The 10,878-nt window shown below is 50.5% G+C and carries 13 protein-coding genes; 5 read left to right on the top strand and 8 right to left on the bottom strand.

Features of this window, described 5'->3' with window-relative positions:
- From OB13_RS08880 to OB13_RS08895, 4 genes are all read left to right on the top strand, one after another.
- Positions 1–356, top strand: a 356-nt coding sequence (locus tag OB13_RS08880; protein WP_461489805.1) for a RidA family protein, incomplete at its 5' end; no start/stop codon positions are given.
- 31 nt (positions 357–387) lie between these two features.
- Positions 388–2,199 (top strand): MutS-related protein, encoded by a 1,812-nt coding sequence (locus OB13_RS08885; RefSeq protein WP_461489806.1) that lies wholly within the window; start codon positions 388–390, stop codon positions 2,197–2,199.
- 21 nt (positions 2,200–2,220) lie between these two features.
- Positions 2,221–2,463, top strand: a complete 243-nt coding sequence (locus OB13_RS08890) for a hypothetical protein (protein WP_461489807.1) — start codon at positions 2,221–2,223, stop codon at positions 2,461–2,463.
- Positions 2,464–2,570: 107 nt separating this feature from the next.
- Positions 2,571–2,888 (top strand): hypothetical protein, encoded by a 318-nt coding sequence (locus tag OB13_RS08895; RefSeq protein WP_461489808.1) that lies wholly within the window; start codon positions 2,571–2,573, stop codon positions 2,886–2,888.
- Positions 2,889–2,986: 98 nt separating this feature from the next.
- Here OB13_RS08895 and tsf read toward each other — a convergent pair whose 3' ends face one another.
- The 4 genes from tsf to rplM all read right to left on the bottom strand — a co-directional run bounded on the left by tsf (position 2,987) and on the right by rplM (position 5,673).
- Positions 2,987–3,823: a translation elongation factor Ts gene (tsf, locus tag OB13_RS08900; RefSeq protein ID WP_461489809.1), complete on the bottom strand. Its 837-nt coding sequence runs from the start codon at positions 3,821–3,823 to the stop codon at positions 2,987–2,989.
- A 218-nt stretch (positions 3,824–4,041) separates the two neighbouring features.
- Complete coding sequence (rpsB, locus tag OB13_RS08905) at positions 4,042–4,809, bottom strand: 30S ribosomal protein S2 (RefSeq protein ID WP_461489810.1); 768 nt, start codon at positions 4,807–4,809, stop codon at positions 4,042–4,044.
- Positions 4,810–4,830: 21 nt separating this feature from the next.
- Entirely contained in the window at positions 4,831–5,217 is a 387-nt protein-coding gene (gene rpsI / locus OB13_RS08910; RefSeq protein WP_461489811.1) for a 30S ribosomal protein S9, read from the bottom strand.
- A 6-nt stretch (positions 5,218–5,223) separates the two neighbouring features.
- Positions 5,224–5,673 (bottom strand): 50S ribosomal protein L13, encoded by a 450-nt coding sequence (gene rplM / locus OB13_RS08915; protein WP_461489812.1) that lies wholly within the window; start codon positions 5,671–5,673, stop codon positions 5,224–5,226.
- Between the two features lie 488 nt (positions 5,674–6,161).
- On the opposite strand from rplM, the gene OB13_RS08920 reads away from it, so the two are divergent.
- Positions 6,162–7,142 carry an NAD(P)H-quinone oxidoreductase gene (locus tag OB13_RS08920; protein WP_461489813.1) on the top strand — a complete coding sequence of 327 codons (981 nt, stop codon included), beginning with the start codon at positions 6,162–6,164 and terminating at the stop codon, positions 7,140–7,142.
- A gap of 77 nt (positions 7,143–7,219) precedes the next feature.
- Here the strand turns inward: OB13_RS08920 and OB13_RS08925 are convergent, their stop codons facing one another.
- From OB13_RS08925 to OB13_RS08940, 4 genes are all read right to left on the bottom strand, one after another.
- A complete protein-coding gene (locus OB13_RS08925; protein WP_461489814.1) occupies positions 7,220–7,933 on the bottom strand; it encodes an RluA family pseudouridine synthase in 714 nt (237 codons plus the stop codon).
- Between the two features lie 267 nt (positions 7,934–8,200).
- Positions 8,201–9,241, bottom strand: coding sequence for a sensor histidine kinase (locus OB13_RS08930; protein ID WP_461489815.1), 1,041 nt, complete (start codon positions 9,239–9,241; stop codon positions 8,201–8,203).
- Positions 9,242–9,244: 3 nt separating this feature from the next.
- Positions 9,245–9,934: a response regulator transcription factor gene (locus OB13_RS08935; protein WP_461489816.1), complete on the bottom strand. Its 690-nt coding sequence runs from the start codon at positions 9,932–9,934 to the stop codon at positions 9,245–9,247.
- 215 nt (positions 9,935–10,149) lie between these two features.
- A partial coding sequence (locus tag OB13_RS08940; protein WP_461489817.1) for a DUF3108 domain-containing protein occupies positions 10,150–10,878 on the bottom strand: 729 nt, incomplete at its 5' end.

Here is a 10,878-nt window from a genome sequence, read left to right on the forward strand (position 1 = left end):
GCCGTGTAGGGAACCTGCTTTTTCTGTCAGGGGTAGGGCCGCGGGAGCGGGGAACAAAGAAAATACCGGGTGTAGAGCTGGACAGGGCAGGCCACATTATTTCCTACGACATCGAAGCGCAGTGCCGTTCCGTGTTTCAGAATGTGCGCTATATCCTGGAGGATTCGGGCTCTAGTTGGGCAAATCTGGTGGACGTAACCGTTTTCCTGACCAACATGAAAGACGACTTTGCGACCTACAACCGCATCTATGCCGAGTATTTCAAGGAAAATCAGCCCTGCCGAACTACTGTAGAGATCAATAAACTGCCAACTCCCATTGCCATCGAACTCAAGTGCATCGCCACTATTGATTAGCCTGGTCGCTAAGCACACAACCTAAGCATTCGTGAATAACAGAGAAGAAGAATTTAAGCAGCGGGCCTCGGCGTTCGCAGAACAGGAAAAACAGGCAGCTTCCCGATCACGCACCGTATCGTGGCTGCGCGTCGTCGTATTTGTGCTGGGAGCAGCCGTCGCCTGGTATTTTTTTAGTGCTGGCAACATAAGCGCCGGCGTTATCAGCATCGTGGTATTTTACATTTTGTTTTTGCTGGTGATGCGCTGGCACAGCCGCCTGGACTACAAGTACAGGCAGTTGCAGTTGCTGCACCAGCTCAACCTCCAGGAGATAGAGCGCCTGCACGGCCACCTGCACCAGTTCGATGGCGGGACCGGTTTCCGGGACGACCATCATCCCTATACCTCCGATCTGGATATATTTGGCAGCGATTCCCTTTTTCAACTGGTCAACCGCTCCGTAACAGGTATCGGCAAGCTTCGCCTGGCGCAGTGGCTGCGGCAGGCAGCCCCGGCAAACGAAGTGCTGCAAAGGCAGGAGGCGGTGGCTGAACTGGCCCAACCCGCTGAGCAGGTATGGCTGCAGCAGGCGCTCGTGAAGCCCAGGCACTACAAGCATACCGAGAGCGACAGCCAGCAATTTTTTGACTGGCTGCGGCAGCAAGACTTTTACAGGCAGTACCCACTCCTGAAAGTGCTGGTCTTTGTGCTGCCGATGCTCACACTGGCGGCGATCGCAGCCTGGTTATACGGTTACCCGGGCTACCTGCCTGCGACCTTGCTGGTGGTGCAATACCTGCTGGGACTGCGGTTCCAGAAAGTACGGGACGCGTATTATGAGCAGAGCATCGGCATGTATGAGGCTATGCAGAGCTATACCGACCAACTGCAGCATCTGGAGCAGCATCCCTTTCAGGCTCCTCTCCTGGAAGGCATCAGAAGCCGGTTGCACAAAGGGAATACGCCTACCTCTGCCGCCATTGGCAAAGTGGCCACCATCATCGACTATTTTTCGTGGCGCCTGAGCACGCTGATGAGCTTTTTCCTGAACACCATCCTGATGTGGGACTTTGTGTGGATCTACCGGCTGGAGTCCTGGAAAGCGCAGCACCTGGACCAGGTGGAGGAGGCGCTGGACCTGCTGGCCGAGTTTGAGTCGCTGGCCAGTTTAGCCGCTTTCCAATACGCGCACCCGCACTATGCTATACCTTCGCTAAGCGCTATCCCTTTTGCATTTGACGCGGAGCAGTTGGCCCACCCGCTCATTTTTTCTGTAGACCGTATTGCCAACGATCTCGCGATGCAGGGAGCCGGTAAGACGATCGTGGTGACAGGCTCCAATATGTCGGGGAAGACGACTTTCTTGCGCACGGTGGGCATCAACATGGTGCTGACCTTTATGGGCGCGCCTGTGTGTGCCCGTAAGTTGACCGTTGCCCCGGTGCAGGTATACACGGCCATGCGCACCGTCGACAACCTGGCGGAGAATACTTCTTCTTTCTACGCCGAACTCAAACGCCTGCGTATACTCCTCGACATGACGGAGCGGCAGGAGCCGGTCTTTTACCTGTTAGACGAGATACTGAAGGGTACCAATTCCCGCGACCGTCACGCCGGCGCTATGGCCCTGATCCGTCAGCTGCACCAGCGTACGGCTTCCGGCCTCATCTCGACCCACGATCTGGAACTGGGAGCCATGGAGCAGGAGTTGCCTGGTAGCGTGGAGAACTATAGCTTTAACAGCACCATTGAGGGAAATAAAATTTTGTTTGACTATACCCTGCAGCGGGGCATTTGCCGTAGCTTTAATGCCAGCAAGCTCATGCAGCTAATGGGTATCGCCATTGAGGACACCGTATAAACCAACATAAAAATAAAACTGATGAGAGTAGTAGCCGATATCCCTAACCCGCACGTGAAAATAACGCTGCATTCCTACAACGGTAAATATATCCTGAAGCTGGAGAAAGCCAATCTGGAGCAGATTTATAAGATAGAGGAAACCGAAGTGATGGGAGACGAGGGAGCCATTTCCCTGCTGGACGAGGAGTTCATTGAAGCCGTCGTTAATCGTTTCGTGGATATGCGCGATGCCTTTGTCTCGACGGTTCGGCGCAACGCATAGGTATAGCGAAGGCGTTTACTGGCCGCTCACAAAGAAGCAATTCTGTAGTTTAGTCGCAAGGTGCTGTGGATAAAAGCATCGCCCAGACCAGATAAGCGAATCGGCCCATGAAAAAACTGATCCTGCAAAATACCCTGGCAACCCAACTCCTGATTTATGGCGGATTGGCGCTCATCATTTGGCCAACTATGCTCCGCTCACTTGGGACGCTGAGCTCTGGAAGTATTTCCGGCACCGTTTTTCTATATGCAGGCTTACTAGGTATGCTTGTCGGCCTGGCCTTGCGATTGTACCAGCTGCAGCAGTTGGGCCAGGCAGCCCTTAGAAGTTACCTGCTCCGGTTTGTTTTAGGTATAGCCTTGGTAGCTATCCTGATGATGACGGATTTGGTGCACACACCGGCTTTCTTGCAGAATCTGTTTTAAGACTATACCCATCTCCTATACCTGGATTTCAGGTATAGCCAAACAAAAAAGGCTCTGATTTCTCAGAGCCTTTTTTGTTTGGTATAAAGCTTAATGGATTATCCACCGATAGCTACACGCTTGAACTCTGTTACAGCCAGGCCTTTGCTTGTCTTGTCAAGCAGCTGCGTGATGGTAAGCGATGGGTCTTTTACGAACTCCTGGTTCAGCAATGTGTTTTCTTTGTAGAACTTATTGAGTTTACCTTGCGCGATTTTCTCCAGCATTTGCTCTGGCTTGCCTTCCGCACGTGCCTGCTCTTTGCCGATTTCAATCTCACGCTCAATTGTAGCTGCGTCAACACCGTCTTTGTCCAGTGCGATTGGCTTCATAGCAGCGATCTGCATGGCGATGTCCTTGCCAACTTCCGTCACGTCTGTGCCGTTGGTGTTGTTCAGGCCTACCAGTACACCCAGTTTACCGTTCGAGTGGTTGTAAGCAACTACTTTCTCAGCAGATACAGACTCGTAAGAAATCACGTCGATTTTCTCACCAATCTTGCCCATCAGGTCTGTGATGTGGTCCTGCAGGGAACGACCATCAGCCTGTGGAGTAGCCAGTAATTCTTCTTTAGATGAAGCGTTTGTAGAAACTGCTGCATTTAAAACTGCCTGTGCCAGTGTTCTGAAATCTTCTACTTTCGATACCGGCTCAGTTTCGCAAGCTATGGCAACTACTTTGCCATTAGAACCATCTGCGCTTACCTGTGTCAGAACCAGGCCTTCAGATGTAGCATTGTCGGCACGCTTGTTGGCAATTTTCTGTCCTTGCTTACGCAGAATATCTTTAGCTGCTTCGAAGTCACCGTTAGCTTCAGTAAGCGCTTTTTTGCAATCCATCATACCTGCACCAGTTTCCTGGCGAAGTCTGTTAACGTCTTGTGCTGTAATAGCCATCTTTCTATAATTAAGAATTATGAATTAAGAATTACGAATGTACTTGTTTGGGCTTATCAGAAAGCGACACGATACCTGGACTAAGTGTGACACGCGAGGTATAAACCTTGTGTCCTGCGTCTGCTATCTTGTGTCTCTCCACTGCCCTAAAACAAACTGAACATTGAAGCAGCTGTGCCCAATGTTCAGTTCGTTTGTAATGCAATATAAACTTTTGATTATTGTTCGTCAGCTTCTTGCTTCGCCTTGATGCCTTCTTCTTCAGAACGCTTACGCTCAGTTTCTTCTTTGTCCACTTTGCGCTCAGACAGACCTTCTTCAATCGCCTTGCCCATGATAGACACGATAAGCGAGATTGATTTAGATGCGTCGTCGTTCGCCGGGATTGGGAAGTCAACCTGCTCTGGGTTAGAGTTTGTATCGCAAACTGCGAATACAGGCAAGTTCAACTTTTGTGCTTCTTTCACAGCGATGTGCTCACGCTTCACGTCAACGATGAAAAGCGCTGCAGGCAGCCTGGAAAGATCCGCGATACCACCCAGTACACGCTCCAGTTTCTCACGCTCACGGGAAAGCATTAATCTTTCACGCTTGGCGATCGCTGCGTAAGCAGTGTTGTCTTTTACCATCTTGTCGATAGTAGACATTTTCTTAAGTGACTTACGCACCGTAGCGAAGTTCGTCAGCATACCGCCCAACCAACGGTCGGTCACGTAAGGCATTTTAAGACGACGTGCTTCTTCCGCTACGATTTCCTGCGCCTGCTTTTTAGTAGCTACGAAAAGGATCTTACGGCCAGACTTGGCGATGTTCTTGATAGCTGAAGTAGCTTCGTCAAGCGCAACCAGTGTCTTGTTCAGGTCAATGATGTGGATACCGTTCTTCTCCATGAAGATATACGGTGCCATTTTCGGATCCCACTTGCGGGTAAGGTGGCCAAAGTGAACACCTGCCTCAAGCAATTCTTTATAATTAGTACTTGCCATGTTGTTGATACACCTTTAATATTAACGTTTACTGAACTGGAATGAACGACGCGCTTTGCGCTTACCGAACTTCTTACGCTCCACCATACGAGGGTCTCTGGTCACGAAACCTTCTTTACGCAGAACAGACTTTGTCTCGGCGTTTTCTACTACCAGTGCTTTTGCGATAGCAAGTCTAAGTGCTTCAGCCTGGCCGCTTACACCACCACCTTTGAGGTTGGCAACCACATCGTATTTGCCAATAAATTCTAAGGTTTGAAACGGCTGATTCACAATAGTTTGCAATACTTCGTTAGGGAAGTATGCCTTGATATCTTTACCGTTAATAGTGATATTCCCTTGCCCGGCCGTCATGTAGATACGTGCCACCGAGGTTTTTCTTCTACCAGATGTATTGATAACTTCCATTAATTATTAGATGTTGAGGGTTAATTCTTTAGGCTGCTGAGCTGCAAATGGATGCTCGCTTCCTGTAAAAACATGAAGATTTCTGAACAGCTCGCGGCCCAGGCTGTTTTTCGGTAACATACCGCGAACAGCGCGCTCTACAAGCAGTGTTGATGATTTAGCCATTAGCTCACGTGGAGAAGTCTTGCGCTGGCCACCTGGGTACCCAGTGTGCGACAGGTAGTACTTCTGATCCCACTTACGACCGGAGAAACGCACGTTATCAGAGTTGATGACGATTACGTTGTCGCCGCAGTCAGCATTTGGCGTGTACGAAGGCTTGTTCTTGCCTTTCAGGATCTTGGCGATTTCAGACGCCACGCGACCCAGGTTTCCTTGCCCAGCATCCACAATCACCCAGCCTTTGTTGGCTGTCTTCTTGTTGACATACTGAGTCTTAAAACTTAAATGATCCATTTTTGGTGGTTGTAAGCGATTTATTTAACAATTGACTTTATTTCCGAAGGTTATTCGAAAATGGACACAAAGATATAAGCTATTTATTTGATATGCAATACATGTCGTAGAAATATACTGGAACACAGGAAGGTAGGTAGACCGCGCCGAACTTTAGCCCCAGGTATAGCGTGCGCATGAATCCCCTAAAGGGACACAAACATCATCGACAGCCTGACGATCATCATACAGGCGCTAACCCTCCAGACCAAAGCAACAGGTATAAGCCTGTAATCAAACGTAGAAGCTTCTTCTCAGGTATAGCTGCGGCCAGTGCCGAGGCAGGTATGGCACCGGCGTAGGGCAGTAGCTTGTTTTCTGTATAAAAATGTTTCAGTTACCATTACAAATGCCGTTTTTGTGCCCGGTAGGCCGCTTGTGAATGCATGAAGAAACATCCTGTGCTGGCTGGCGTCTAACTTATATCAACTTACAGATTCACAACCGTTATGAAAGCCATACTTGTAAAACAGCCAGGCGGACCGGAACAACTGGTGCTCGGGGAGTACGAACAGCCGCTGCCCAAGCCGTATGAGCTGCTGGTGCGCGTGCATGCCACAGCCCTCAACCGGGCCGATACCTTGCAGCGCGAAGGGAAATACCCGCCTCCCAAAGGAGAGAGCCCGCTGCTGGGCCTCGAAATAGCCGGAGAAGTAGTAGAAGCAGGGATAAACTGTACGCGGTTTAAGGAAGGCGATAAAGTATTTGGCTTGCTGCCCGGCGGCGGCTACGCCGGGTATGCCGTGATACACGAGGAGATGGCCATGGCTATACCTGCGAACCTGAGCATGGAAGAGGCTGCTGCTATACCGGAGGTTTTCCTGACGGCCTACCAGGCGCTGGTATGGTTGGGCCGGTTGCAGGCCGGCGAGCGGGTGCTGCTGCATGCCGGAGCCAGCGGGGTGGGTACAGCTGCCATACAGCTGGCCCGTGCCCTGCAGGCAGAAGTACTGGTAACCGCTTCGGAACAGAAACTGAAGGCCTGCCTGGATTTGGGAGCTCACAAGGCGATCAACTACAAGGACGTACCTTTTGAAGATGAAGTGCTCGCCTACACCAATTCCGAAGGAGTAGATGTGATCGTGGATTTCATAGCCGGCCCGTATTTTAAACAGAACATCGAGTGCCTGCGCCTGGACGGCCGGCTGGTGCTGCTGGCCACAATGGGAGGAGGCAAGGTGGAGGAATTTGATCTGCGCAGGGTCCTGGCAAAGCGCCTGCAGGTGATAGGCTCCACGCTGCGCTCCCGCACCCGCGACTACCAGATCCGGTTGACCAAAGAGATGAGTGCTTTTGCCATGCCGCACTTCGAGAGTGGTGCTCTAAAACCCGTCGTGGACTCGGTGTACGACTGGCAGGACGTTGCCGAAGCGCACCGGTACATGGAGGCTAATCAGAATATAGGGAAGATCGTGTTGCAGATCAGTTAAATGAGCGTACTTGATCTTATTACACCGGATTAAAGAATAAAAAAAGGCCTGACATCACATCAGGCCTTTTTTTATTTTTAGGAGTACTGCCGGAGTTGCTTGATCAGCACGGCCATGTCTTTGGGGTAGGGGGCTTCTATTTTGATGGGCTCTTCATCCATTCGTTTAAAACCGATGGCACGCGAATGCAGGGCAAAACGTTTGATCAGGGGTTGTTCTTCGGTCTGCTGCTTTAGATTGAACTTGCGCTTCAGGCTGCTCAGAAATACATTCTGGCCCCCATAAAGCTCATCGCCCACAATAGGAGCGCCCAGGAAAGCCAAATGTACCCGTATCTGGTGTAGGCGACCGGTCACCGGCAGGCATTCGATGAGGGTATGCTGGCCGAAGTTTTCGAGTGTGGTAAAATACGTTTCGGCTGGCTTGCCTTTCGGAGTGAGCTTGGCCACGCCCTTGGCACCTGCCAGGATAGAACGGTTGACCAACTGGTCCTGGAATTTGTGGATGCCCCAGGCAACGGCATGGTATTCCTTGTATACCTCGCGGTGCTCAAACTGCATGGACATGTGGCGGTACGCCTCCGGGTTTTTGGCAAATACCAGGCAGCCGGACGTGTCCTTGTCCAGGCGGTGGCAGGCCTGCAGGTCCGGGTTATACTGGCGCGCCAGCTTGAGCAGGTTGGTAGAGTTAGGAGTGCGGTCTTCCAGTGTAGCCAGAAAAGGAGGCTTGTTTACAACCAGAAAGTCTTCGTCCTCATGTATGATCAGGTCTTTAAAAACCGGGTATTTCATCAGGTAATTAACTTTGTGAGGGTATGGCTCTCATTCTGCCATACAGCCGGCAAAGATACGCAAATTTGATGGTTGTATAATTGCTTGCTAATTGTTGGTTGTTAATTGTTGAATGGATTAATGGTTAAATTGTTGAAAAACCAGGTCTATGCAGACATGCGTGAGGTATGCATCTGATTTAGGGCCTGTTCAAAAGAAACGCATGAAAGGGCAGTGAAGCAGTTTTAAACAATCGACAATCAGCAATCAACAATTTCCATTCAACAATTAAGCACCTTTTTCCTTCTGCAATTTGAAGCGTAAGGTGGTTCCTTTGCCCAGTTCGCTTCTGACGGCAATAAAGGAGCGGTGCGCTTCTACGATGTGCTTGGAGATGGCCAGCCCCAGGCCCGAACCGCCCATGTCGCGGGAGCGGCTCTTGTCGATGCGGTAGAAGCGCTCAAAAATTCGGTTGATGTGCTCTTCGGCTATACCTGGTCCGTCGTCTTTGACCGTAATCGTGTAGCGTTTGCGCCCCTCGCTAAAGGAGGTCCAGATGTTACCACCCTGGCGGCCGTACTTGATGGCATTGTCCACCAGGTTAATAAAAACCTGGCGGATACGGTTGGGGTCGGCATGGAGAATGACTCTTTCAGTCGGTTCCACCTCCAGGTGCAGGCGTATCTGCCGGGCGGTGGCTTTCTGTTCGAGCTGCTCAAACACTTCGCGCATCAGCTGCACGGCGTCAAAGTCCTGTTTCTCCATCCGGACCACGCCTTTCTCAAACTGAGAGATGCTGATCAGGTCCTGCACCAGGGTGTCGAGGCCGTCGAGGCTGTTGGCGGCCTTTTGCAAAAACTTATCGCGTACGGCCGGGTCGTCCATGGCCCCGTCCAGCAAAGTATGGATGAAGCCCTGCGCGGCAAAGATCGGCGTCTTGAGCTCATGCGATACATCGGCCAGGAACTCGCGGCGCATCACCTGCAGGTGTTTTAGTTCGTCTATTTCCTGCTGTTTGCGCTCGGCGATCAGGAATATTTCATCTTTTATTTTTCGCAACGGGTCCGCTGTAAAGAGGGAACGGCCTTCTGCTTTTTTGTAATCCTGCTTTTTGATCTTCTCCAGGCTCGAATACACGTTCTTGATCTCCCGGAAGACCAGGGCTTCATAGGAGAGGTATACCAGCAGGAAACAGCAGATGAAAACCAGAATCAGTGCCACCATCAGCCCTTTGGAAGAGAAGTAGCTGGCTAAAGCAAGAAAGGCAGTGAGCACAAGGGCCACTGCCAAGGATACTAAAAGCGCAAGCGTACGGGAATTCAGGTTCATGTTTTAGTCGGTGTTGAACTTGTAGCCGACACCTTTAATGGTTCTTATATTGTCTTCCCCGATCTTCTCGCGCACCTTCCGGATATGAACGTCCACGGTGCGGGCAATGACATAAACGTCGCTGCCCCATACGTTATTGAGCAGTTCTTCGCGGGAAAATACTTTGTTGGGTGTGGCAGCCAGGAAGGCCAGTAATTCAAATTCTTTCTTGGGGAGTGTGATCTTTTGTTCGCCTTTGAAAACAGCGAAACTGGTGCGGTCAATACGCAGGCCTCCGGCCTCTATGACTTTATCCTGTTCTTCCTGGTGGGCGTCACGGCGGGCAAAAGCAGCCAGGCGGCTGAGCAGGGCACGCGGTTTTATGGGCTTGGTGATGAAATCATCGGCACCCGCTTCAAAGGCAGCGACTTCGGAGAACTCTTCGGCACGGGCCGTAAGGAAAATAATGTGGGTCTGGCGGAAATCATTGTCTTCGCGAAGCTGCCGGCAGGCGGCAATGCCATCCATGACAGGCATCATGACGTCCATCAGGATCACGTCCGGCTTGAAGGTATGGGCCACCTCGATGGCCTTTTTGCCGTTGTCGGCCTGTGCCACTTCATAGCCTTCCCGGGTGAGGTTGTAGTGGAGGAGCTCCGCGATATCCGGATCATCGTCTACTACCAGTATCTTGTAGTTGTTTGTTAGCTGCACGTTAGTAAGATTGGTTAGACTGCTAAACTGACTTTTAAGCGTGAACTTTAGTACACTCCAAAAGCCTCTTCAATTGTAAACTACGCCTGTTCTTTCACTGTAAAGATACTGTATCCTATGCGACTATGTCCTTCCGAAACAAAAGCATAATATTTTGTTAACATTCGGAGCTCCCAGCCATAAAAAAACCAGCTACTGGAGCTGGCTTCTGTTGATTAGTTTTTGGCGACCAGGGCAGGCTTATGTTTGAGATTCTTATGCTCGTACAAGTCTACTTTCACGGCGCCTACAAACATTTCGGCCGATATCATCACCGGAATCTTGTTCTTGTCGTCGGACAGGTATACGGTCACGGCATCTTCACCCTTGAACAGCTTGTTTTTCGGCATCTGAGGCACCAGCTTGATCGCTCTGAAGGAGCCGGCTTTGGTGCTGATCGTTTCGCGGCCCTTGTATGTGACAACCATATCAAAGGTCTCTGCATCAAAAAAGCCTTTTACCGTAAATTTGTCGCCTACCTTAAACTTATCATAGTTCAGGGTGCGGAGGTAATAAAAGCCGCTCACAATATCCTGTACTTCGGAGGGTATCTTGTGGGAGCTGTGCTTTTTGTCTCTGTTCCGCTTTTTCATCTCCACCTTCGCCGTATTGGTATAGTGGTTAAAATCCACTGTCTCGCGCTTGCGGTAGCTGCCTTCTTCTATGTTGTGGAAAGAGCGCAGTGGCAGGATAGCCGCTGTGTCGATGTACGATTGCCAGGTATCCCGGATCTTGATGAAAAGGTCAAAGGAGTTGGTGGTCTTGCCATACACAGTTGCCTTGTAGGTTAACCTGTCATTGATGCGGTGCAGGTTTGGCGAAATATCAATGACGGCCTCCGCTGCATTGATAGGGCCATAATGTACTTTATACTTTAACTGTTCGCCGGTGCTGAAGCTCTCATT

The organism is Pontibacter sp. HJ8, from assembly GCF_054824225.1.